Annotated in this window: 21 protein-coding genes and 1 tRNA gene; 16 read left to right on the top strand and 6 right to left on the bottom strand. The window is 61.6% G+C overall.

The genetic code is table 11. The features are described 5' to 3' along the window. Positions 1-95: 95 nt before the first annotated feature. The 5 genes from pcsA (at position 96) to C5L10_RS24050 (ending at position 5,692) form a co-directional block, all read left to right on the top strand. Complete coding sequence (pcsA, locus tag C5L10_RS24070) at positions 96-824, top strand: phosphatidylcholine synthase (protein ID WP_046626454.1); 729 nt, start codon at positions 96-98, stop codon at positions 822-824. 168 nt (positions 825-992) lie between these two features. Beyond that, positions 993-2,567, top strand: coding sequence for an ABC transporter ATP-binding protein (locus C5L10_RS24065; protein ID WP_105431717.1), 1,575 nt, complete (start codon positions 993-995; stop codon positions 2,565-2,567). Beyond that, positions 2,557-3,645, top strand: coding sequence for an ABC transporter permease (locus tag C5L10_RS24060; protein WP_105431716.1), 1,089 nt, complete (start codon positions 2,557-2,559; stop codon positions 3,643-3,645). The genes C5L10_RS24065 and C5L10_RS24060 overlap by 11 nt, the downstream gene beginning before the upstream one ends. Beyond that, the gene (locus tag C5L10_RS24055) at positions 3,645-4,571 is read left to right on the top strand and encodes an ABC transporter permease (RefSeq protein ID WP_105431715.1); all 927 of its coding nucleotides are present in this window, start codon (positions 3,645-3,647) and stop codon (positions 4,569-4,571) included. Before C5L10_RS24060 ends, C5L10_RS24055 begins: the two co-directional genes overlap by 1 nt. 47 nt (positions 4,572-4,618) lie before the next feature. Beyond that, positions 4,619-5,692, top strand: coding sequence for a BMP family ABC transporter substrate-binding protein (locus C5L10_RS24050; RefSeq protein ID WP_046636355.1), 1,074 nt, complete (start codon positions 4,619-4,621; stop codon positions 5,690-5,692). A gap of 127 nt (positions 5,693-5,819) precedes the next feature. Here the strand turns inward: C5L10_RS24050 and C5L10_RS24045 are convergent, their stop codons facing one another. After that, a complete protein-coding gene (locus tag C5L10_RS24045; protein WP_105431714.1) occupies positions 5,820-6,866 on the bottom strand; it encodes an NAD(P)-dependent alcohol dehydrogenase in 1,047 nt (348 codons plus the stop codon). A gap of 188 nt (positions 6,867-7,054) precedes the next feature. On the opposite strand from C5L10_RS24045, the gene C5L10_RS24040 reads away from it, so the two are divergent. Continuing rightward, positions 7,055-7,957: an AraC family transcriptional regulator gene (locus tag C5L10_RS24040; protein ID WP_105431713.1), complete on the top strand. Its 903-nt coding sequence runs from the start codon at positions 7,055-7,057 to the stop codon at positions 7,955-7,957. Positions 7,958-7,979: 22 nt separating this feature from the next. Here C5L10_RS24040 and C5L10_RS24035 read toward each other — a convergent pair whose 3' ends face one another. Then, positions 7,980-8,342 carry a DUF4087 domain-containing protein gene (locus C5L10_RS24035; RefSeq protein ID WP_105431712.1) on the bottom strand — a complete coding sequence of 121 codons (363 nt, stop codon included), beginning with the start codon at positions 8,340-8,342 and terminating at the stop codon, positions 7,980-7,982. A gap of 186 nt (positions 8,343-8,528) precedes the next feature. Between C5L10_RS24035 and C5L10_RS24030 the strand changes: the two genes are divergently transcribed. Both C5L10_RS24030 and ilvC read left to right on the top strand, forming a co-directional pair. After that, the gene (locus C5L10_RS24030) at positions 8,529-9,167 is read left to right on the top strand and encodes a TetR/AcrR family transcriptional regulator (RefSeq protein WP_105431711.1); all 639 of its coding nucleotides are present in this window, start codon (positions 8,529-8,531) and stop codon (positions 9,165-9,167) included. A gap of 40 nt (positions 9,168-9,207) precedes the next feature. Next, complete coding sequence (gene ilvC, locus C5L10_RS24025; protein WP_105431710.1) at positions 9,208-10,227, top strand: ketol-acid reductoisomerase; 1,020 nt, start codon at positions 9,208-9,210, stop codon at positions 10,225-10,227. A 22-nt stretch (positions 10,228-10,249) separates the two neighbouring features. Here ilvC and C5L10_RS24020 read toward each other — a convergent pair whose 3' ends face one another. Both C5L10_RS24020 and C5L10_RS24015 read right to left on the bottom strand, forming a co-directional pair. Next, the gene (locus C5L10_RS24020) at positions 10,250-10,636 is read right to left on the bottom strand and encodes a type II toxin-antitoxin system VapC family toxin (RefSeq protein WP_105431709.1); all 387 of its coding nucleotides are present in this window, start codon (positions 10,634-10,636) and stop codon (positions 10,250-10,252) included. Beyond that, entirely contained in the window at positions 10,636-10,845 is a 210-nt protein-coding gene (locus C5L10_RS24015; RefSeq protein WP_046636350.1) for an AbrB/MazE/SpoVT family DNA-binding domain-containing protein, read from the bottom strand. Before C5L10_RS24015 ends, C5L10_RS24020 begins: the two co-directional genes overlap by 1 nt. A 165-nt stretch (positions 10,846-11,010) precedes the next feature. On the opposite strand from C5L10_RS24015, the gene C5L10_RS24010 reads away from it, so the two are divergent. Beyond that, positions 11,011-12,237 carry a PLP-dependent aminotransferase family protein gene (locus C5L10_RS24010; RefSeq protein WP_105431708.1) on the top strand — a complete coding sequence of 409 codons (1,227 nt, stop codon included), beginning with the start codon at positions 11,011-11,013 and terminating at the stop codon, positions 12,235-12,237. 82 nt (positions 12,238-12,319) lie between these two features. Here the strand turns inward: C5L10_RS24010 and C5L10_RS24005 are convergent, their stop codons facing one another. Next, a complete protein-coding gene (locus C5L10_RS24005) occupies positions 12,320-14,221 on the bottom strand; it encodes a hypothetical protein (RefSeq protein ID WP_105431707.1) in 1,902 nt (633 codons plus the stop codon). Between the two features lie 243 nt (positions 14,222-14,464). Here C5L10_RS24005 and C5L10_RS24000 point away from each other — a divergent pair, with 243 nt between their 5' ends. The 7 genes from C5L10_RS24000 (at position 14,465) to C5L10_RS23970 (ending at position 21,363) form a co-directional block, all read left to right on the top strand. Next, the gene (locus C5L10_RS24000) at positions 14,465-15,448 is read left to right on the top strand and encodes an ABC transporter substrate-binding protein (RefSeq protein ID WP_046636347.1); all 984 of its coding nucleotides are present in this window, start codon (positions 14,465-14,467) and stop codon (positions 15,446-15,448) included. Between the two features lie 12 nt (positions 15,449-15,460). After that, positions 15,461-17,155: an iron ABC transporter permease gene (locus tag C5L10_RS23995; protein ID WP_105431706.1), complete on the top strand. Its 1,695-nt coding sequence runs from the start codon at positions 15,461-15,463 to the stop codon at positions 17,153-17,155. Beyond that, a complete protein-coding gene (locus tag C5L10_RS23990; RefSeq protein WP_105431705.1) occupies positions 17,143-18,171 on the top strand; it encodes an ABC transporter ATP-binding protein in 1,029 nt (342 codons plus the stop codon). The genes C5L10_RS23995 and C5L10_RS23990 overlap by 13 nt, the downstream gene beginning before the upstream one ends. A 49-nt stretch (positions 18,172-18,220) precedes the next feature. Further along, entirely contained in the window at positions 18,221-19,330 is a 1,110-nt protein-coding gene (locus C5L10_RS23985; protein WP_105431704.1) for an endonuclease/exonuclease/phosphatase family protein, read from the top strand. Next, a complete protein-coding gene (locus tag C5L10_RS23980) occupies positions 19,327-20,061 on the top strand; it encodes a DNA mismatch repair protein MutT (protein ID WP_105431703.1) in 735 nt (244 codons plus the stop codon). Before C5L10_RS23985 ends, C5L10_RS23980 begins: the two co-directional genes overlap by 4 nt. 64 nt (positions 20,062-20,125) lie before the next feature. Next, positions 20,126-21,055 carry a PhzF family phenazine biosynthesis protein gene (locus C5L10_RS23975; RefSeq protein ID WP_105431702.1) on the top strand — a complete coding sequence of 310 codons (930 nt, stop codon included), beginning with the start codon at positions 20,126-20,128 and terminating at the stop codon, positions 21,053-21,055. Between the two features lie 232 nt (positions 21,056-21,287). Then, a tRNA-Lys gene (locus C5L10_RS23970) sits at positions 21,288-21,363 on the top strand. Between the two features lie 66 nt (positions 21,364-21,429). Here the strand turns inward: C5L10_RS23970 and C5L10_RS23965 are convergent. Continuing rightward, a complete protein-coding gene (locus tag C5L10_RS23965) occupies positions 21,430-22,614 on the bottom strand; it encodes a tyrosine-type recombinase/integrase (protein WP_105431701.1) in 1,185 nt (394 codons plus the stop codon). Positions 22,615-23,565: the final 951 nt, after the last annotated feature.

Genomic DNA, 23,565 nt, shown 5'->3' with positions numbered 1-23,565 from the left:
AGCACTGCTCTATGTCTGGCGTTGGGGCAAGCCGGTTGCAATGCGCGGTGATTGGCCGCATATCTCGCCGGATAAGCGAAAGGCGGGACTGACGCGTGATCAGACGAATCTTCAATTACAAAAAAGTTCCGTATGCCGAAATTCGCGCCTTCTCGGTTCACCTCCTGACGGCATCCGGTTCGTTCCTCGCTTTCCTCGGGGTCGTCGCGGCAGCCGAGCATCGCTTCGTCGACATGTTCTGGTGGCTGGGGCTGGCGCTCCTCGTCGACGGCATCGACGGACCGATCGCCCGCAAGGTGCGGGTCAAGGAAGTCCTGCCCAACTGGTCGGGCGATACGCTCGACAACATCATCGACTACGTGACCTACGTGCTGTTGCCGGCGTTTGCGCTTTACCAGAGCGGCATGATCGGCGAGCCATGGTCTTTCGTCGCCGCCGGCGCGATCGTCGTCTCAAGCGCCGTTTATTATGCCGACATGGGCATGAAGACGGACGAGTACTTTTTTTCCGGCTTTCCGGTCGTCTGGAACATGGTCGTGTTTACGCTATTCGTCGTCGATGCGAGCGCCACGGCGGCTCTGGTCCTGGTCTCCGTATCGGTTGTCCTCACCTTCCTGCCGATCAACTTTCTGCATCCCGTCCGCGTCAAGCGGCTCCGCCCGCTTAATCTGGCCGTCTGCCTCATCTGGTGCGCGCTCGGCGGCTATTCGCTGCTCCTGCATTTCGATACGCCCGACTGGGTCGTCTACGGCGTCGTATTGAGCGGCATCTACCTCTATTGCATTGGCGGCGTTCTGCAGCTTTTCCCCAGTCTCGGAAAATAGTTGGGCGTTCCGGAAACGGCCTTTTCTTTAGTGTTGTGCGAAGCAACAAAAACGGTATCAATATCAGTCGAATGTCCGGAGGGATCGCTGGACGTCGTCAAAGTCAATACGCCGCGTTGCCCTGAAAAACCTCGAAGAAGGTAGGTACGCGGTGAACGAGGGGGTTCAGTGACGTTATCCGAGGGTCCGGCGACCGTTCCGCTTCTGTCGGTTCGAGGTTTGACCAAGCTTTTCGGCAGCTTCGCGGCTTGCAACGCGATCGATTTGGATATCGCTCCCGGCGAAATCCACGCATTGCTCGGTGAAAACGGTGCCGGCAAATCGACGCTGGTAAAAATGCTCTTCGGTGTGCTGCAGCCAAGCGCCGGCCAGATCCTCTGGCAGGGCGCGCCCGTGACGATCGCCTCGCCGGGCGAGGCCCGCCACCTCGGCATTGGCATGGTCTTCCAGCATTTCTCGCTGTTCGAGGCACTGACGGTCGCGGAAAACATCGCGCTGTCGCTCGACCCGAAGATTTCGCTCGCCAGGATCTCGGACGAAGCGGCGTCGCTTTCCAAGGCATATGGCCTGCCGCTCGACCCCCAGGCGCATGTGGCGGACCTGTCCGTCGGCGAACGCCAGCGCATCGAGATCGTCCGGGCGCTGCTTCAGAACCCCAAGCTGATCATCCTCGACGAGCCGACTTCAGTCTTGACCCCGCAGGAAGCGGACCGGCTGTTCGAGACGCTGTTCAAGCTGAAGGCCGAGGGCCGGTCGGTTCTCTATATCAGCCACAGGCTGGAGGAAGTGCGCCGCATCTGTGATCGCGCAACGGTCCTGCGCCATGGCAAGGTCACCGGTGCCTGCGATCCGAGCCAGGAAACCCCGGCCTCGCTTGCCCGCATGATGGTCGGCTCCGACGTTGCCGAAGTCCATCGGGACAATGCGGCGGCACTCGGCGATATCCGCATCGAGGTCAGCAATCTTTCGGTTCCGGCGCGCACGCCTTTTGCAGTCTCGCTGAAGAACATCGCCATGAAGGTCCGCGCCGGAGAAGTGCTGGCGATCGCCGGTGTTGCGGGCAACGGACAGGGCGAACTCTTCGATGCGCTCTCGGGCGAATATCCGGTCGCCGAAGACGAGGCGATCCGCATCCGGGGCAAGGCGGTCGGCCGCACCGGCATCAATGGCCGCCGCCTGCTTGGCGCCGGCTTCGTGCCGGAAGAGCGCCACGGCCATGCCGCCGTCTCCGCCATGGCGCTTTCGGACAATCTCCTGCTCGCCCGCAGCCAGTCGGACAAGAAGGCTTTTCTGTCCGGCGGCGCGTTTTCCGTCATCCGCTTCGACGCGATCCGGTCCGCCACCCGCCGCATCTGCGAGGCGATGGATGTCCGCAAGAGCGGCGAGGATCCGCAGGCAGGCTCGCTCTCCGGCGGCAACCTCCAGAAATTCATCGTCGGGCGTGAGCTTGACCGGCAGCCCTCGGTACTCGTCGTCAACCAGCCGACCTGGGGCGTCGATGCCGGTGCCGCAAGCCGCATCCGCCAGGCGCTGATCGATCTCGCCAGGTCGGGCTCGGCTGTTGTGGTGATCAGCCAGGATCTCGACGAGATTTTCGAGGTGGCGACGAATATCGCCGTCATCTCCGAAGGCAGTCTCTCCAAGGCCTATCCGGCCGGCACGCTGACCTTGGAACGCATCGGTCTGCTGATGGGCGGTATCCACGAAAGCCATCCCATTCCGGAGACGGCGCATGCGCATTGAGCTCCAGAAGCGTGCCCGGGTCTCGACGTTGTTCTCGGTCCTCTCGCCGCTGCTGGCGCTGGCGCTGACGCTGCTTTTCGGCGCCATCATGTTCTGGCTGCTCGGGAAGAACCCGGTCAGCGCTCTCTACAGCTTCTTTGTCGAGCCGCTGCTGGAAGTGTGGTCGCTCCACGAACTGGCGATCAAGGCGGCGCCGCTGATCCTGATCGCGGTCGGCCTGTCGGTTTGCTACCGGTCCAACAACTGGAATATCGGCGCCGAAGGCCAGTTCACCATCGGTGCGATCACCGGTTCGATCCTGCCGGTCATGTATCCGGACTGGCACTCGCCGTTGATCCTGCCGCTGATGCTGATCCTCGGGATGATCGGCGGCGCGCTTTATGCCGGCATACCGGCGCTGCTGAAAACCCGCTTCAACACCAATGAAATCCTGACCAGCCTGATGCTGGTCTATATCGCCCAGCTCTATCTCGACTGGCTGGTCCGCGGCCCATGGCGAGATCCACAGGGCAACAATTTCCCGATCACGAAGACTTTCCAGATCGAAGCGGTACTGCCGGAGATACTGTCGTCCGGCCGCGCTCACTGGGCCTTCATCTTCGCCATCGTCGCCGCCGTGGCGCTCTGGTTCATGATGCGCTTCATGCTGAAGGGCTTCGAGGTCTCGGTGCTCGGCCAGTCGGAGCGGGCAGGGCGCTTTGCCGGCTTCTCCGCCCGCCGCATGGTATGGTTCTCGATGTTGCTGTCGGGTGCGCTTGCCGGGCTTGCCGGCATTTCGGAGGTCTCCGGCTCGATCGGCCATGTCCAGCCGGTCATCTCGCCGGGCTACGGTTTCACGGCGATCATCGTCGCCTTCCTCGGGCGGCTCAACCCGCTCGGGATCATCGCTTCAGGCCTCGTTCTGGCGCTGACCTATCTCGGCGGTGAGGCGGCGCAGCTGTCGATCGGCATTTCGGACAAGGTCAGCCGCGTCTTTCAAGGGTTGCTGCTCTTCTTCGTGCTCTCCTGCGATACGCTGATCCACTACAGGATCCGGCTGATCTTTGCAGGCGCGAAAACGGCGGAGGTGAAGGCCTGATGTTCGAAGCAATCCTTCTCACCGTCATCACCGCGTCGACCCCGCTGGTTCTCGCCGCACTCGGCGAACTGGTAACCGAGCGCTCCGGCGTGCTGAACCTCGGCGTCGAGGGCATGATGATCATGGGCGCGGCCTGCGCCTTCGTGGCCGCGCAACTGACGGGCTCACCCTATATCGGCATCCTCGCCGGCATTCTGGGCGGCGGGATCTTCTCGTTGCTCTTCGGTTTCCTGACGCTGACGCTGGTGGCCAACCAGGTCGCCACCGGCCTTGCGCTGACCATCCTCGGTCTCGGTCTCTCCGGCCAGATCGGCGAGGCCTTCGTCGGCCAGCCGGGCATCAAGCTGCAGCCGATCGTCTTTCCGTACCTTTCGGACATCCCGTTTTTCGGTCGCGTGCTCTTTCGCCAGGACCTGATCTTCTACGTATCGATTGCGCTTGTCGTCGGCATCAACTGGTTCCTGTTCAGGAGCCGGACCGGATTGAAGCTGCGGGCGATCGGCGACAGCCATGCCTCCGCCCACGCCCTCGGCATCAACGTCATCCGCACCCGCTACCTGGCGGTCATGTTCGGCGGCGCCTGCGCCGGACTTGCCGGCGCTCAGCTTTCGCTCGTCTACACGCCGCAATGGGTGGAGAACATGTCGGCCGGCCGCGGCTGGATAGCGCTCGCGCTCGTCGTGTTCGCCTCCTGGCGGCCATGGCGGGTTCTGGCCGGCGGGTACCTCTTCGGCGCCGTCGGGATCGGCCAACTGCATGCGCAGATCGTGGCGCAGAACCTCGGCATCGTCATCCCGTCGCAGTTCCTATCCGCACTTCCTTATGCGGCGACTATTGTCGTGCTGATCATCATTTCGCATAATCGTCGCACGACGCTCATCAATACGCCGGCCTCGCTCGGGAAACCCTTTGTCCCCGACCGGTGACCACGGAACCAAAAACAAAACGTCTTCAAGCCAATAGAGGTTAGGAAATGAAGAAACTGATTATCGCCCTTGCCGCATCGGCCGCCCTGATGGGCGGTTTTTCGACCGGCGCCGTGGCTCAGGAGAAGAAGAAGGTCTGCTTCATCTACGTCGGATCTAAGACGGATGGCGGCTGGACCCAGGCCCATGACCTCGGTCGCCAGCAGCTCGACAAGGCACTCGGCGCCAAGGTCGAAACGCCCTTCCTCGAAAACGTGCCGGAAGGCCCGGATGCAGAACGCGCGATCGAGCGCATGGCCCGTTCCGGCTGCTCGCTGGTCTTCACGACGTCCTTCGGCTTCATGGATGCCACCGTCAAGGTCGCCGCGAAATTCCCCGATGTGAAGTTCGAGCATGCGACCGGCTTCAAGGCTGGACCGAACCTCGCGACCTACAATTCGCGCTTCTACGAAGGCCGTTATATCCAGGGCCAGATTGCCGCGAAGATGTCGAAGAAGGGCGTCGCCGGTTACATCGCCTCATTCCCGATCCCGGAAGTGGTGATGGGCATCAACGCCTTCGAACTCGGCGCCAAGTCGATCAACCCGAACTTCAAGCTGAAGGTCGTCTGGGCCAATACCTGGTTCGACCCGGGCAAGGAAGCCGATGCCGCCAAGGCGCTGATCGACCAGGGCGTCGACATCCTGACCCAGCACACCGACACCACCGCTCCGATGCAGGTCGCCGCCGAACGCGGCATCCTCGCCTTCGGCCAGGCCTCCGACATGATCGCGGCCGGCCCGAAGACGCAGCTGACCGCCATCGTCGACACCTGGGGTGCCTATTACATCAAGCGCACCCAGGCGCTGCTCGACGGCACCTGGAAGTCCGAGCAGATCTGGGATGGCCTGAAGGACGGTATCCTGACCATGGCGCCCTATACCAACATGCCGGACGACGTGAAGGCGATGGCGGAAGAGACGGAAGCCAAGATCAAGTCGGGCGAACTGCATCCGTTCACCGGCCCGATCAACAAGCAGGACGGCACCGCGTGGCTGCCTGCCGGCGAAAAGGCGCAGGACGGCGTCCTGCTCGGCATGAATTTCTACGTCGAAGGCGTGGACGACAAGCTGCCTAAGTAGGGAAAACAGGCCGGAAACGATCGCGGTATCGTTTCGACGGCACGCTCATCTCAGCGACCGGGAATGGTCGGCGTAATAAAAAAGGGCGGTCCGTGGACCGCCCTTTCTGTTTCGACCTTTTGGGCTGTCACGCAGCCAGCGAGGCGATGTCGATGACGAAGCGGTAGCGCACGTCGCTCTTGATGACGCGTTCGTAGGCTTCGTTGATATCCTGGATACTGATCTTCTCGATCTCGGACGTGATGCCGTGCTCGCCGCAGAAATCCAGCATTTCCTGAGTTTCCTTGATGGAGCCGATCATCGAGCCCGAAAGACTCTTGCGGCCGCCGATAACCGAGAAGGCATGGACCGGGACCGCATGTTCCGGGACGCCGACCAGCACCATGGAGCCGTCGAACTTCAGGAGGCCGAGATAGGCGTTCCAGTCGATTGTCGTGCCGACCGTGCAGATGATCAGGTCGAACGTGCCGGCGAGCTTAGCGAAGGTCTCGGCGTCGCTGGTGGCGTAATAATCCTTGGCGCCGAGCCTCAGGCCATCTTCCTTTTTCGACAGCGTCTGGCTGAGCACGGTGATATCGGCGCCCATGGCCGCACCGAGCTTGACGCCCATGTGGCCGAGGCCGCCCATGCCGACGATCGCGACTTTCATGCCGGGACCGGCCTTCCAGTGGCGCAGCGGCGAATAGAGCGTAATACCGGCGCAAAGCAGCGGAGCGCCGGCGTCGAGCGGAATATTGTCCGGGAAGGAGAGGACATAACCTTCCTTGACGACGATCGAATCGGAATAACCGCCATAGGTCGGCGTCGTGCCGTCGGCCTCGACGTCGTTATAGGTCTGGGTAAGGCCCGGCAGGAAATGTTCGTAGTCGAGATCGCGGGTGGCGCAGCCGATGCAGGAATTCACGAAGCAGCCGACGCCGACACGGTCGCCGACCTTGAACTTGGTGACCTTGGAGCCGACGGCCGAAACGACGCCGGCCACTTCATGGCCAGGCACCATCGGAAAGCGGGAATTGCCCCATTCGTTGCGGGCCTGATGGATGTCCGAATGGCAGACGCCGCAATATTGCACCGAGATGACGACGTCGTCGTCATCGGGTTCGCGGCGCTCGAAGGTGAAAGGCGTCAATGGTTTCGACGCGTCGGTCGCGGCATAGCCTTTTGCAATAGCCATGGGAGCTCCATTCATCTGTTGGGGTTGGAAGGGAATTGGACGCGCGGACTATGCCTCCGGACCTCGCAACGGCGTTAGAGCGATCCTGCGAGCTTTGTGCACGATCCTGCAAAAGTGATCGCCCGCCTGTTGGTTTCAGGAGCAAGTCGGCATAGGAAAAGCGGTCACCTGCTCATTCCGGAGGCTCCATGACACTGCCCTTCAATCCCTATCACGAGGCGGCCTCGATTGCCGCGCGGCACGTTCAGAAGGATGGGGAAGTGTTCACGGCCGTTGGGAATCTGATGCTCAGCCGGCGGACGGTCCCGACCGCACCGCTCTACATGGACTACCGGCCCTGCCTCGGTTTGGTCCTGCAAGGCACCAAGAGCGTCAAGCTGGGGGACGAGACGATTGCCTATGGCGTCGGCGATTATCTTCTCACCTCCATCGAATTGCCGGTGACCTCACGCGTCACGGTCGCAAGTCCGGAGGTGCCGCACCTATGTTTCGCGCTTGCCATCGATCCGGACCGCCTGTCCGCGCTGCTGGAGCGGGTAGACGTTCCACGGCCTGGTTCCGAAACTGATGCCATGCGCGGCATCGTCTCCAACGTCGCGCCTCCGGAATTGCTCGATGCAGCCACGCGGCTGCTTCGCCTCCTGGACCGGCCGGCTGATATTGCGGCCATGGCGCCGCTCATCGAGCAGGAAATCCTCTATCGCGTGCTTTGCGGGCCCGACGGCGCACGGCTTGTTCATATCGCGACCGCCGAAAGCCGCAGCAACCGCATCGCCCGCGCCGTCGCCTGGCTGCGCGCCAATTTCCACCGCACGCTGCGGATCGAGGACCTGGCGGACCATGTCGGCATGAGCCCGTCCTCGCTGCACCATCATTTCAAGTCGGTGACGGCGATGACGCCGGTGCAGTTCCAGAAGAAGCTGCGCCTGCATGAGGCGCGGCGGCTGATGCTGCTGGAGGGCCTCGATGTCGGCAGCGCCGGCCATCGGGTCGGCTACCAGAGCCCGTCGCAGTTCAGCCGCGAATACAGCCGGCTCTACGGCATATCACCGCTGCGTGACGTGGGTGCGATCCTGGCCGCGGCGGAATAGCGAGGCCTAAAACCCTCGGGGATCAACCGGGGAATTTCAGCGCCTTGTCGTTGCGGCACTGGGCGAGCTTGAGTTGCTTGAACGTATAGATTTTGGTGATCTGTCCGTCGCCGTCCGCATCGACCTTAATGCAGGCGCAGGCGTAACCGTAGCTGCCATTGGTGCGGACATAGTCGCGCTCCGAAATGTCCGGGATGAGATCCATGCCTTCGGGCTCGTCCTCGCTTCCCTGGGTGCGGATCGTCCAGGTGTCCTCGGCGTCGTCCAGCCACCAGTTGCCGGGCGTCGGGTTCTGGATCCAGCCGCAACGGTTGTCGGCGGCATGGGCAACAGCGGCAAGGGCAAGAAAAGCGAAGGCGGCGATGGCGCTGTATACCCGGTTCATGAATGTCCTCCTGATCGTTCGGGCGATTGTATCGGCTCCGGGAACGTCTAGCTTAAAAACCTTCATCGTTGATGATCGGACCTTGAAAGAACGGGCTTGACGGCGGCAGCGGATGCTTTATACGAGCAGAACCGTACCGTACGGTACGCAAAAGGATCTAAAACCGTGAGAGCCGATACCTCCGACATGCCCGAATTTTCGCCGCGCCAGAACGCCGTTCTGGAACAGGCGCTTCGGCTGCTCGTGGAAGGCGGCGAGAAGGCGCTGACCACCTCCGGTCTTGCCCGCGCCGCCAATTGCTCCAAGGAAAGCCTCTACAAGTGGTTCGGCGACCGCGAAGGCCTGCTGGCGGCGATGATCGCCCATCAGGCGAGCAAGGTGCGCACCTTCGAGCGTTCGGGCGAACGGCTGACCGCCGATCTCCTGCGTGATCACCTCGAGCTTTTTGCCCGCGATCTGCTGGTCGTTCTGGCCGGCGACGTTTCGCTGGCGCTGAACCGGCTGGCGATCGGCCAGGCGACCCGGGAAGGATCGAAGCTCGGGAAGCTTCTGCTCGAACACGGCCGCCGGCAGATCGACCGCCGCGCCATGGCGCTGATCGACCAGGGGAAAAGGGCAGGGCTGCTGCGCTTCGACAATGCGGATGCCGCCTATCACACGCTTTACGGCCTGATCGTTTCCGACCTGCATGTACGCATGTTGCTCGGGGAACCCGGCCTCAAGGATAATGCGCGCCAGGCGGAGAGGGCGGTCGGTTCGTTCCTCACGCTGCACGGCACGCAGAAACAATCGGCGGACGTGCTCGGCGTCTCCGCTGGACGATAACAATCATCAACAGACCTCACGCATAGGGAAGGAAAAAACGATGCGCGTTTATTATGATCGGGATGCCGATATCAACCTCATCAAGTCCAAGAACGTTGCCATCATCGGCTACGGTAGCCAGGGTCGCGCGCATGCGCTGAACCTCAAGGACTCGGGCGCCAAGAACGTCGTGATTGCACTCAAGGCCGGTTCCGGAACGATCAAGAAGGCGGAAGCCGACGGCTTCAAGGTGATGACCGTTTCCGAGGCCGCCAAGTGGGCCGACCTGATGATGATGGCGACCCCGGACGAACTCCAGGCCGACATCTACAAGGCCGAAATTGCCGGCAACATCCGCGACGGCGCCGCAATCGCCTTTGCGCACGGCCTCAACATCCATTTCGGCCTCATCGAGCCCAAGACCTCGGTCGACGTGGTCATGATCGCGCCGAAGGGCCCGGGCCACACGGTTCGCGGCGAGTACCAGAAGGGCGGCGGCGTTCCCTGCCTCGTTGCCGTTCACCAGAACGCTTCCGGCAACGCGCTTGAACTCGCTCTCTCCTACGCCTGCGGCGTCGGCGGCGGCCGTTCGGGCATCATCGAAACCAACTTCCGCGAAGAATGCGAAACCGACCTCTTCGGCGAACAGGTCGTTCTCTGCGGCGGTCTCGTTGAACTGATCCGCGCCGGTTTCGAAACCTTGACCGAAGCCGGCTATGCGCCGGAAATGGCCTATTTCGAATGCTTGCACGAAGTGAAGCTGATCGTCGATCTGATCTATGAAGGCGGCATCGCCAACATGAACTACTCGATCTCCAACACGGCCGAGTGGGGCGAATACGTTACCGGTCCGCGCATCATCACCGCTGAAACCAAGGCCGAGATGAAGCGCGTCCTGAACGACATTCAGACCGGCAAGTTCACCTCGGACTGGATGCAGGAATACCGCGCCGGCGGTTCGCGCTTCAAGGGCATCCGCCGCATGAATGACAGCCACCAGATCGAGGAAGTCGGCGCCAAGCTGCGCGGCATGATGCCCTGGATCGGCAAGAACAAGCTGGTCGACAAGAGCGTCAACTAAGCTTTCAAGTTCGGGGGTGGAACTAGTGTTCCGCCCCCGATTTCTGAACATAGGTGACATGCGGCAGGTGTTCGAAATGCCGGTCGCAGGTCAGAAGGTCGGCATCGAGGAGCCTTGCCGTCGCGTAGATGATGGCATCGGCGGTCGAGAGCTGGAAACGGCGGGAAACTTCGGCCGCATCCAAGGCAATTTCGGTGCCGAGTTCAACAACGAGGCATTCGGTTGTATAGGAAATGAAGCGGTCGGCAGATTCCTCGCCCTTCTCCCGCATCAGCCATTTGCACATTTCCATTTGAATGATGGTAGGCACGATTAATTCGTGCGTTTCAGGAAACTCGCCTGCCAGGCGAGAAGCCAGAGGACTGTCGATCAGCCATTCGATCCATGCCGAGCTATCGACAACGCGCATCAGTACCGATCGTCCCTGTCCCGGTAATTGCTCGTGTCGGCGCCCTTTGCTATTCCTCGCAATTCGTCTCGTGTCGGCACCGGGACGAGAACGACACTCTTTCCTTTTGGAATGAAAGCAAATTGCTGCCCAGCTTGCCAATTATGCTTTTCACGGATTTCCTTGGGTATGGAAATCTGGAATTTGGACGACAAGGTCGCAACTGCCATGATCTTACCTCCGGCGCATCGATCGCTTATTGGTAAGATAGGTCGGTTCGTGGTAAAGCACAATGGTCCAAAAAATCGCAGCTACCTCGATAGGTCAGTCTTGCTGACCTATCGGTCTTTGTGTAAAGTTCGGACAAAGAAAATTGAAATAAGAGGAAACATCCCGTGCTTGATTGGGAACAAATCTTTGCGACGCGCTCCAGCCGCATGCGCGCCTCTGAAATCCGCGAACTGCTGAAGCTGCTCGACCAGCCCGATATCATCTCTTTCGCAGGCGGGATTCCCGATCCGGCGCTGTTTCCGGACGTGGCTTTCAAGGAGGCCTATTCGGACATTTTTTCCAGCGCCCAGGTGGGGGCGGCGCTGCAGTATTCCGTCAGCGAAGGCTATAAGCCGCTGCGCGAATGGATCGCTCGCGACGTCGCCAAGATCGGTATCGATTGCACGCCCGATAACGTCTTCATAACCTCCGGATCCCAGCAGGCGCTCGATTATCTCGGCAAGCTGTTCCTGTCGCCGAACGACACGGCGCTGGTTACCTGGCCGACCTATCTCGGCGCGCTTTCGGCCTTCAATGCCTATGAACCGAATTACGACCAGCTGTCGCTGAACGGCAATCGCACGCCGGAAGCCTACCGCGACACCGCGGCCAAGACCGGCGGCGCCGTCAAGTTCGCCTATCTGTCTGCGGATTTTTCCAATCCGACCGGCGAGACGATCGACCTGGCGGCCCGCGAAAGGTTGCTGGCGCTTGCCGACGAACTCGATATCGCAATCCTCGAGGACGCCGCCTATCAGCACCTGCGGTATGACGGCGAGGCCATTCCGCCGATCATGGCGCTCGACATCGCCCGCCGGGGCGGTATCGAAAACACCCGCACGATCTATAGCGGCAGCTTCTCGAAGACGCTGGCGCCGGGCCTGCGCGTCGGCTTCGTGGTCGCGGCGATGCCGGTTATCCGCAAGCTGGTGCTGATGAAGCAGGCGGCGGACCTGCATTCTTCGACGATCAACCAGATCGCCATCGAGCACGTCGCCTCGCGCGGCTTCGACGCCCAGGTCGCCAAGATCAGGTCCGTCTACAGCAAGCGGCGTGATGCGATGCTGGTGGCACTCGACAAATACATGCCGAAGAATGCCACCTGGACGCGCCCGGAAGGCGGCATGTTCGTGTGGGTGACTTTGCCGGAAGGCATGGACGGTGCCGAGCTGCTGGCAAAATCGATCGCCACGGAAAAAGTCGCCTTCGTTCCGGGGAGGGCGTTCTACGCGGACGGCAGCAATGCCAATACGCTGCGCATGAGCTTCTCCTGCGCAGACGAGGCGATGATCGACGAGGGTATCAAGCGGCTCGGCCGCCTGATCTCCAACGCCATCCGTGCCGCTGCCTGAGCCTTCTAAGTTTTCTCCACGGAAAAAGCCTGCCGCAGAACGGCAGGCTTTTTTGTTGGTGCCTATGCTTTCCGCTGTCCGGTCAGTCGGCGGCCAACACGATCAGCATGTCGCCGTCCGAATAGGTGGTCACCTCGGACCGGGGCGGGTTGACCACCACGCCGCCGAGATTTCTGAGGTCGGCATCGCCTGGCCGCTGACGGCGGTGGCCGATGGCAATTTCGCCGCGGCGAAGGGCCGCGAGCGCCACGGTGAAGAAGTTCACCGGCTTCGAGATATCGACGTAATCGCTCATCGGCCGCATGTAGATTTCGGAGCCGGCCTCATCCAGAAGCTCTTCGAAGATCGCCGCCATGGATTCATTTTCGGAGGCTTGAGCCAGCATCAGGCTGACCAGCTTGTTGCTGACGACGAAATCCTCGGCGCGGGTCACTTCCGCCAGCTCGCGGTTGCGTACGTCGATCATCTCGCTGACCACGCTGATGTGCTTGCCGGCCTTTTCGCCGATCTTGCGGAGCTGCAGCAGGGTGATCAGCGTACGGGTGTCGGCCGATTGCGCCATCATGCTGTCGCTGTAGCCGAGAACCAGGACGTGGTCGTAGGACGGGATATCGAGGGCATCGAGTGCCGAACGGCTGCTGGTGTCGATCACCCGGTGATCGACGGCGAGCAGTGCCTTGTCGAGGTGAAGTGCTGCAATCTCGTCTTCGAATTCCGGCGTGTCTGCGGCGATCATCAGCCGCGAGCCGGGGGCCACGTAACGGACGAGTTCGGTCGCGATGATCGGGCCGCGGCGGTTCCAGCCAAGGATCAGCGTGCGTTCGGCAGTCTTGCCGCGTTTGACGATGGCCTTGATGGCATTCTTGTCGATGCCCATGTCGCCGGACCAGGTTTTGATCGAGTCGTCGTCCTCGGCGATGATGACTGCGCGATCACCGGCGACGATCACCTGGTTCGGGTCGGGGTTGAGGCGGATTGCGCCGTCCTTGTCGCAGAGGCCGATCAGCGTGCTGTTCTCGTAAGCGAGCACTGCATTGCCGAAGGACTTTCCGACGAGGCCGGGCTGTTCGAGCGTGTAAATTTCGCAGCCGTCGAAATCGAGCAGCTCGGAATAGACCGCGCTCAGGCCCGCCTGTCGGCTGGTATGGACGACGATGCGGGCGATCAGATCGTCGGCGAGCACCAGCTGCATTTCGCCGCCGCCGACGATCCTTGCCACTTCGGCATTGTCGGCGTCGCGGATTTCGGCGGCAATCATGTATTTTTCTGTCCGCCGGTTGGGATCGTTGACCAGCGCAAGCACCGTCTTGATAACCTGCGGGTCCGCGTCCTCGCCTTCGGGGGAGAGCACGATGATCGACCGCGACGTCTGCGGGTTGACGATGCCGAGATCGTAGAGATCGGTCGGATCACCGCTGCGGCAGATGATCTTGGTGTTCTTGCGATCGACGACCTTGGTGGCGATTTCGTCTTCCATCTCCACCTTGTCCTTGTTCGCCATGATGACGATGCGAGGATTGCGGCGGCTCTGGTTGGCGATGACGAGTTCCGAGATGACGTCGAAGATCGAGGGCGACCAGTTGAGGATGATCGTGTGCTCGGTTTCGAGTACCCGCGAGCGCCCCTTGCGCAGCTCGTCGAGCTTTTCCTCGAGGCCGGAGGAGATGACGCCGATCAATGCCGAGAAGACGAAGATGCCGGCGAGCGTGACCAGCAGCATGATGATGCGGAAACTCCAGCCCTGGTCGGCGCCCATGGTGCCGGCATCGAAGGTGCGCATCAGCGATTCCCACGTGCCTTCGATGAAGCCGAGCGACTCGGCGCCTTCCGGCGCGATGCCGGTTACCGCGAGTATCGCGCCGGCGATCATGATCACGATCAGCGATATCAGCGCCAGCCAGCCGATCAGCGCGATCGCGCCGCCCGCCATGCTCTTGTCGAACCCATAGCGCAGTCGTGCGCCCCAGTTGTCCCGGCTTTTCATTCTGTGCCCCCGAAATATACCCTGGAGCACGAGATGGCAGGATTTGGTTGCGAAACAATTGAAGTGGCGGGGTCCGGCAGTGCCGCTGTGCCGGAATGATCGAATAACAGTAAATTTAGTCTTCGTATTTCGGTCGCCGCTGGTAAAACATGCTGGAAGATCGGCGTTGCCCCCAGCCTGTCACATGGCTGTCAAGCAGGAATGCTTATCGTCCGCAGCTTATGTTCGAACAGGGACGCTCCGATGAAGAACCTTCTTTCCGCTTTCACCGCCCTCGTGGCTTTCGGCATGATTGCCGGCGCCGCCGAGGCCGCCGATCTCGTGCTCTATACCAGCCAGCCGAACGAGGACGCCCAGGCGACCGTCGACGGTTTCAAGGCCGCCAATCCGGGGCTCGACGTGCAGTGGGTGCGTGACGGGACGCCGCAGATCATGGCCAAGCTCAATGCCGAGATCCAGGCCGGCAACCCGGCGGCCGACGTTCTCCTGATCGCCGACACGGTAACGCTCGAGCGCATGAAGCAGGCAGGCCAGCTGATGGCCTACAAGTCGCCGGAAGCCGCCAATTACGACAAGGCCCTCTATGACGCCGACGGCTTCTACCATTCGACCAAGCTGATCACCACCGGCATCATCTACAACACCCAGGCCGCGATGAAGCCGACCAGCTGGGCAGACCTTGCCAAGCCGGAAGCCAAGGGCCTCGTCACCATGCCGAGCCCGCTTGCCTCGGGTGCCGCCCTTATCCACGCACAGACGCTCTCCGGCATCCCCGGCCTCGGCTGGGACTACTACAAGAACCTCAAGGCAAACGGCGCGATTGCCGCCGGTGGCAACGGCGCGATCCTGAAGTCCGTCGCTTCGGGCGAGAAGGCCTACGGCTTCGTCGTCGACTACCTGCCGATCCGCGAAAAGGCGAAGGGCGCTCCCGTCGAATTCGTCTTCCCGAAGGAAGGCGTTTCGGCCGTCACCGAGCCGGCAGCGATCCTTGCCTCCACCAAACATGCGGACAATGCCAAGAAGTTCATCGACTACGTGCTTTCCCAGAAGGGCCAGGAAGGCTTCCTGAAGCTCGGCTACATCCCGGCCCGCAACGGCATGGCCGTACCGGCCGGCTTCCCGGCGCGCGAGACGATCAAGGTCCTGCCCATCAACGCTCCCGAGGCGCTCAAGAACTCGGAGAAGGACGTCAAGGGCTTCGCGGATATCTTCGGCATCAAAGGCTGATATAAGCGCCATATGACGCGACCTCAGAAACAGGGAAACAGCCAGCCACGCTGGTTGTTTCCTTTTGTCGTAACCGTGATCTTCTGCCTGAGCGTGCTGCCGCTCGGCCGGCTCGCCGCGACCGGAATCATGTCCGCCTTTCGGGGTGGGGCGAGCGAACTTCTGTCCGACCCGGGCCTGTGGCGGTCGGTCTATGACACGCTGTCCACCTCCTTCTTCGGCATGATCGCAGCCGTCGTTCTGGGAGGTGGCTTCGCGCTGCTGCTGACGCTGTTTGACATCCGGGGCAAGGCTTTCCTCGGTTTCCTCTTCATGCTGCCGACGATGATCCCGCCGCAGGTGACGGCGCTTGCCTGGATCGGCATGACCGGGCCTTCCAGCGCGCTCCTGAAGGCGCTAGGGCTCGCGCCGCCTCTCGGCTCACCGCAGCCGCTCTATTCGATCGGAGGCATCGCGCTCCTCTACGGCGTACAGAATGCGGCGCTCGTCTACCTGTCGCTCCGTGCCGGGCTGCTTGCGCTGCCGCGCGATGCGGTGGAGGCGGCGAGGCTTTCCGGTGCATCGTCCTTTCAGGTGCTGAAAGATGTCATCCTGCCTTTGTCGCTGCCGGGTCTCGCAGCGGGCGCGGCGATTGCCTTCGTTTCCTGCGTCGGCAATTTCGGCATTCCGGCAATCCTGGGCATTCCAGCCGGGATCTATACGCTGCCGACCCTCATCTATTCGAAATTCGCGGCTTTCGGTCCCCGCACGTTCGCGGACATCTCGGTCCTGTCCGGCCTGATTGCGGTCCTGTCGGTCATCGGGCTGATGGTCGAGGCACGGGTGTTGCGCGGCCGCGACTATCGCGTCATAGGCCTTTCGGGGCAGGTCGCGGTGTTCCGGCTTGGCACCTGGCGCTGGTTTGCCGAACTCCTGCTCTGGCTGACGATCTTCCTGATACTCGCCATGCCGCTCATCGCTCTCGTCGCAAGCTCGCTGGCGCCTGCCTACGGCGTGCCGCTCAGCCCGGCGACCGTCACCATCAAGGCCTATGAGGAAATCCTGTTCCGCCAGGCCGCGACGCGCATTGCGTTCACCAATTCCCTTTCGCTGTCGCTCGCCACCGCCTTCGGTCTCCTGGTGGTGACGGTGCTGACCGGCTATTTCCTGGTGCGCAGCAAGAGCCGCTTTGTGGGCCTCATTTCGGCGCTGGCGGAAATCCCCTATGCGCTGCCGGGCATCGTGCTGGCGGTCGCCTTCATCCTGCTGTTCGCGGCGCCCATTCCGGTGATCGGCATCTCGATCTACGGGACGATCTGGATCATCCTGATCGCCTATTTCTCGAGTTTCTTCGCCGTCAGCCTGAAGCCCGTGGTCAGCGCCTTCCGTCAGCTCGATCCTTCGCTCGAGGAGGCCGCGCGGCTTTCCGGAGCAGGATTCGCGCGCCGGCTCGTCGATATTCTCGTGCCCCTGGTGGCACCGGCCGCGGGCGCCTCGGTGATCCTGGTGTTCCTGATCGCCTGCAACGAGCTGACAGTCTCGGCGCTCCTCTGGTCGGCTGGCACCCAGACGCTTGGCGTGCTGATCTACAATCTCGATGACAGCGGCAGTTTCAACATCGCGGCTGCACTCTCCGTCCTTGTGGTCATCATGGTGATCGCGATGATGGTGGTGCTGGAACTGATGGCGAAACGACTGCCGAAAGGTGTGGTACCGTGGCGAAGCTGATCCTCAACCGCCTCTCCAAGACGTTCGACACAGGCGGCCGTGCAGCCGTCAACGACGTGTCGCTGACGGTACGCGAAGGCGGCTTCCTGGCGCTGCTCGGGCCTTCCGGTTGCGGCAAGACGACGGTGCTCAGGATGATCGCCGGTTTCGAACAGCCGAGCGACGGCTCGATCCTGCTCGGCGAGCGCGTTCTGGCGGACGCAGCCGAGATGGTGTCGCCCGAACATCGCAACATGGCGATGGTCTTCCAGTCCTATGCGCTCTGGCCGCATATGAGCGTCGCGGAAAATGTCGGTTACCCTTTGAAGGTGCGCGGCGTTTCGGGCGAAAAACGTGCACGCAAGGTGAGGGAGGCGCTCGCCGCCGTCCGCCTCGAAACCTACGCGGACCGCCGTCCGGCGGATCTTTCCGGCGGCCAGCGGCAGCGCGTTGCGCTTGCCCGCTGCCTCGTCACCGAGCCGGACGTCGTGCTGCTCGACGAGCCGCTCGCCAATCTCGACCGGCACCTGCGTCAGGAGATGGAAGAGACGTTCCGCGAGTTCCATGCCCGATCCGGTGCGACGATGATCTATGTCACCCATGACCAGTCGGAAGCGATGGCGCTTGCCACCGACGTTGCCGTGATGTCCGAGGGGCGGCTGCTGCAGGTGGCGACGCCGGAGGAAATCTATGCGCGCCCGGAGGGCCGGTTGGTCGGCGGCCTCGTGGGGCAGGGGGCGATCCTCTCGCTACCGTCACCATTCGGTGACCGGCGGCTTTTCGACTGGCCCGCCATGCAGGAGATCCTCACCGGACCGGCACAGGAGCCGCGCGCCGACATCCTCGTCCGTCCGCAGGACGTCGAAATCGCGGCGGAAGGACAGGTGGCCACCGTCCTCTCGGTGCTGTTCGAGGGCGAGCGTTATGCGCTGCGTCTCGCTCTGCCGGACGGACAGGCATTGCGCGCTTTCAGCCGCCAGCCGGTCAAGGTCGGCGATTGCCTGTCGATCGTGATCCGCGCGGCCTGGAGATTGTAGCCGGGCGTCGCCGTGGTTATGGTGTTCTCCAAGAAAAGGAATCCCTCTCATGTCGCTGCGTCTCGGCACCTTCAACATTGAAAACCTGATGACGCGCTTCGATTTCTCCGGCTGGCGCAATCAGCTCCGGCAGGACCGGGTGCTGCGGCTCTACGACGTGCAGGACAAGGCGGTCTACCAGCAGCTCGAACAGGCCCGGATGATCGCCGAGACTGACGACACGCGACAGCTTTCGGCGCTGGCGATCGCGGAAGCGGACGCCGACATCCTCTGCCTGCAGGAGGTCGACAGCATGCCGGCCCTGCAGGCCTTCGAATACGGGTATCTCTACCGCATGGTCGGCAACGGCTATCGCCAGAAATATCTGGTCGAGGGCAATGATTCGCGCGGCATCGACGTTGCCGTGCTGATGCGCGAGGAGACCCGCAGCGGCGAGAAGATCGAGGTGCGGGACGTGCGCAGCCACGCCATGCTGACCTATCAGGAGCTCGGCCTCTTCAACGACGAACTGGCGCTCAGCAACCAGGCGCATGACAAGATCTTCAAGCGCGACTGCCTTGAACTGGAGCTGACGATCGGGTCCAAGCCGTTCTCGCTGTTCGTCGTGCACTTCAAATCGATGGGCAATGCCCGTGACGGCCAGGATGGTCGCACCGGCACGATGGCGGTTCGCATGGCGGAGGCGAAAGCGGTGCGCCAGATCGTCGAGCGCCGCTTCGGCGAGGGGCGGACGGCGGACAAGAACTTCGCCATCTGCGGCGACATGAACGATTATCAGGAAAAGGTGCAGGTGATCGGCACCCGCCGCGAAGGTTACCGGTTCGAGCCGCGGCGCGAAGAGGTGAGTGCGCTGAATGTCTTCACCGACGACGGCTTTGTGGTGAACCCGACTACGCGCCGCGCCGCGATGGATCGCTGGACGCTCTATCATGCGCGCGGGCCGGAGGAGCAGCACCTCTGCCAACTCGATTATATCTGGCTGTCGCCGACGCTCGCCGAGCACAACGCCGATAGCGTGCCGGAAATCATCCGCGGCGGCCAACCTTACCGCACCGTCTTTCCGCCGGGACAGGAAGTGGAACGGTTTCCGCGCATCGGCTGGGACCGGCCGAAGGCATCGGACCATTGCCCCGTCGTGATGTCGCTGGAGCTTCGATGACCATCCAGACGATCAGCGGCTGGCCGCCTGAAAATACCGTCTTCGAGGTCGAGGCTTTCGATCTCTCGGTCCTGCCCGGAGCGCATCCCATCTATGTCGCGCACCGGGACGAGATCGAAGAGAACTGGGCGCGCGAAGCGACGGCCAATCCGCATCTCTTCAACGGCCAGATGGTGCTGCAGAACAGGCTTTCGTTCCGGGACGGCGTGATCATTGGCGAGGCGCATGTCATCCCCTATTCGACGCTCTTATGGTGGCGGAGACAGCCTGATCCCGCCGGCGCCTTCCATCTCTTCGGCTTTGCCGTGCCCGTTTCGTCCGATGGGGCGATCATCGCCGTCCGGATGAGCGAAAGGACCGCCAATCCGGGTCAGGTCTATTGCGCCGCCGGCTCGCTCGATCTTCTGGACATCGTCGACGGCAAGCTCGCTCTCGAGGCCAACATGTACCGCGAAGTTCGGGAGGAAACCGGCCTCGACCTCGCCGAGGCGAAGGCGGACCGGCAGCTTTTCGCCTGCTACGGCGGACACCGGGTCGTCGGCTTCCGCTTCTATCGCTTCGACCTTACGGCACAGGAGATGCTGGCGCGCATTGCCGACCATATGGTGCATGACGAGGAAAAGGAGATTGCCGGAGCCGTGGCGATCCGCTCGGCCGACCGCGGCGCGCATCCCTACAGCCCATTGATGTTCCCGATTCTCGACCTGTTTTTCGGCCATTCGAAGGGCTGAACAGGGGTTGCTTTGAGCCGACCGGTCGGGCAGTTTGGCGCCATCGAAACACGGGGAGGTGTGTTTGGCCCGTCGCTACAGCATCTATGACGTCTTCACAGACAGACGACTTGCCGGCAATCCGCTGGCGGTGATTCTCGATGGAGACGACCTTGCCGACGACAAAATGCAGGCGATCGCCAGGGAGATGAATCTCTCCGAGACGGTGTTCGTTCAGTCTTCCGCGAACGCAGCCTATGCAGCCCGCCTGCGCATCTTCACGCCGGGCAAGGAATTACCTTTCGCAGGGCATCCGACAGTCGGAACGGCAGTGGCGCTCGCCGAACTCAATCATAGGTCAGGGCCCGCGGCCGGGCAGCCCGACATGGATCTTGTCTGCGTGCTGGAGGAAAATGTTGGCCCTGTGCGCTGCGCCGTACGGCTTCGGGCCGGCGAGGCCGGATTTGCCGAATTCGACCTGCCGAGAAAGCCGGTGCAGATCGAGCTTCCGCTCGACCGGCAGGGGCTCGCCGATGCGCTGAGCGTCAAATCGACGGATATCGGTTTCGAGAATCACGTCGCTTCCATCTGGAGCGCCGGCGTGCCTTTCCTGATGATTCCGCTGCACAATCTGGCGACGGTGCAGAACCTCGAATTCGACACGGCCTTGTGGGAAAAGGCGGCGCCGTTCGTCGAAGGCGCGCTTGCATCGGCATATGTCTATTGCCGCAGCGGCGTGAACCATCAGGCAAAGTTCCATGCCCGGATGTTCTCGCCGGACATGGGGATTTCCGAGGATCCGGCCACGGGCGCTGCCGTCGCCGCACTCTCCGGCGCGATCCGGCATTTCGATGCTCTCCCGGACGGCCATCACCCGGTGCTGGTGGAGCAGGGGGTGGAGATGGGGCGTCCGTCCCTGATCCATCTGCATATCGACGTGAAGGAGGGAGAGATCGCCAGGGCCCGCATCGGCGGCCAGGCAATCAAGGTCGCGGAAGGCACGCTCTATCTTTGAATTTCGCCGCTTGTCGATGATTGCGATATTGTGACGCAGTAAGACTTTGAAACTTTTCGTTTTTGCGTAGCCTGTTGGGCTACGCAGAGGTTTCCGTTAGGCGCAAAATCCGACCTCATGGATTTTTTGCCCGTCGGGCGAATAATTTTAGCCGAGCCGCTGGACAAGCTGAACGATCCCCTTTATACGCCCCTCACACCGCTGGCGAGCACGCCTCGCACAGACGGTTCTTGGGTGATTAGCTCAGTTGGTAGAGCAGCTGACTCTTAATCAGCGGGTCGTAGGTTCGAGCCCTACATCACCCACCACTATTTCAAATACTTAGCGAATATTATTTGGCGATGGTTTCCAGTGAATTGGAAACGGTTGCCAATTCACGTTCCGTTCCTGTTCCGGAAAGCTGCCGGCTCGATCTCACTCCACCGGCTCTCCATTAGCTTCATGGCGTCCCTCGCCAAGCTTCGAAGCGCCACCTCCCTCCCGTAATGCTGAACCATCTGCGCCGACATGTTGCAGATCGCCCCGACCTGGTTTTCGGTGCAGCCGACCTCCAGAAGATTGATCACCGCGTTTTTTCGCAGGCCGTGGAAGACGATTCGTTCTTCCCGGAATCGCTTGAATGCTTCCTCGTTCATGAGCTTCTGCCATTCCGTCCGGAAACCGTCGGCAGTCTTGTAAGACCTGGTGCGTGATCCGGCATGAAGGATGAGGCTGTCGTTGGAAGGAACGCGGTCGATCCATTTACGGTAGGCCGAATGGATCGGGATCCACACGGTCTTCTTCGTCTTCTGCGCTCTGACGGCGATGACGTTCTCGCCAGCCTTCGGTTTCAGCATCGCAATGACGTCGCCTTGGCGCTGGCCGGTGAAGAAGGCCGACATGGCAATGATCTGCATGTGAAACGGTGCATGCTCGAAAAGTGTCTCGAAGGCCCAGTTCGGCCACGGTACCCATGGCTCGCCGCCCGGGATCTTCTCTGTGTGTTCAACAGGGTTGGCCTTGCAGTACCCGCGAGGGACACCCCAAGCCATGAGGCGAGACAGGAACGCTCGGAATTGGTTCGCCGTAGCCGGGGTCTCGCCAAGGGCGTCGATGGCTTCCTGAGCGTCAACGGTGGTGAGGTCGCCCGGCATCATATCGCCCCAGATTTCGACGATCAGATTGCCCGACGCCTTGTACCCGCGGCGCGTGGAAGCAGCGAGCTCGCTCCAAAACGGGTTCGTCTCGCTCTGGAAGGCATCGACCAGCGCCTTGAAGTCTTTGATACCCTCGCGCCCGCGCTTGATGAAAGCGCCGATGGCTCGCTCTGCTTCCGGCCAGAAGTCCTTGCTCCTCAGTTCAGGCAACCGCTTCCCGTCAAGGAGCAGGCCTTTGCCGTCTCGTTCCAGCGCCTCGCAGATCGCCAAACGCTCCGAGAACTCCCGCTCGAGCGGGTCCGGAAGGGCAATGGACGGCCAAGCGTCCTTGGTGTTTCTGAACCGCGTGTAGAAGGTGTAGACGGTCTCGTCGCCCGCCTTCCTGCGTTTGGTGATGCGGTGAACGTGCTTAGGCAGTCCCACTGTTCCGCTTTTCCCTGATCTTCGCACGGAACGCTGCTCCCATACCCGATGAGCTTTCAGCCGCTCCGATGTTCATGGCGCGGTCCAGATCGTCCCGATACCAAAACTTCCGCCTCGTTGTGTCAACCACTCGCGGCTGCGGATACGTCGTGCCGACTCGCTCTAGAAAATCCTCGACATGGCGCTCGCCGCAATAAGCAGCGGCCAGATCCGCCAACATGCGGGGCGGCCAACTTCCGGAGGGGAGTGTCACGGGGCGCCGAATAGTCATCAATCCCCGCTTTCCCCGTTATCCACAGGCGAACTGTCCACAGGCGGACCCATCGCCTTCATCTGGGGCGCTGGTGTCGGGCCTACCGCCGCCCAATCCCGAGAATGATGATCAGGAACATGAAAACTGGCATTCCGGTCAAAAGGCTTACCCACCCGAACATAAGGAGCGCTCTCAGGGTCGGCACGCAGCGGAATATCCAGAAAGCGCTGGCTGATGGGCAATAGGTGGCGTGGGTCCCGCCATGTAGGACGATCATCGTGAGAGTAGAGGCTGCTATCGCTCCGGCGATCGCGCTCACGACAAGCGCATAAATCAGCCGGCGGGAGATCCTTATCGGTTTCATTGCCAACCCCTATCACGTCGATGGAAAGCGCACCGCATTGGCTACAGGGGGATGGCGGAGGTTCTGAGCGGTTGTCGCTGTCATGTTTCCCCGAACTGCACTGCCGATAGGAAGAGTGCTTGACTTCATATTCGTAAAAGCAAGAGATCTGAGTCTCAGAAGTGCCGTCCACCAACAATGCAAGGTATGGGGCAACAGTGATCTCTTGTAAGCGCTGTTCTGACACCAGGGTATTCAGGGCTTGACTGGTTTCATTGTCACTGCAGGGCAGCAAGGCGCTCTGCTTCAGTCATCGCTGCAGCTTTGGTTTTGAATGGCCCGATATCATGCTCCT

It is taken from the genome of Neorhizobium sp. T6_25 (assembly GCF_002968555.1).
Classification (GTDB): domain Bacteria; phylum Pseudomonadota; class Alphaproteobacteria; order Rhizobiales; family Rhizobiaceae; genus Neorhizobium.
Note: the sequence above shows the minus strand (reverse complement) of the source record. Positions and strands in the feature narration are given on the sequence as shown.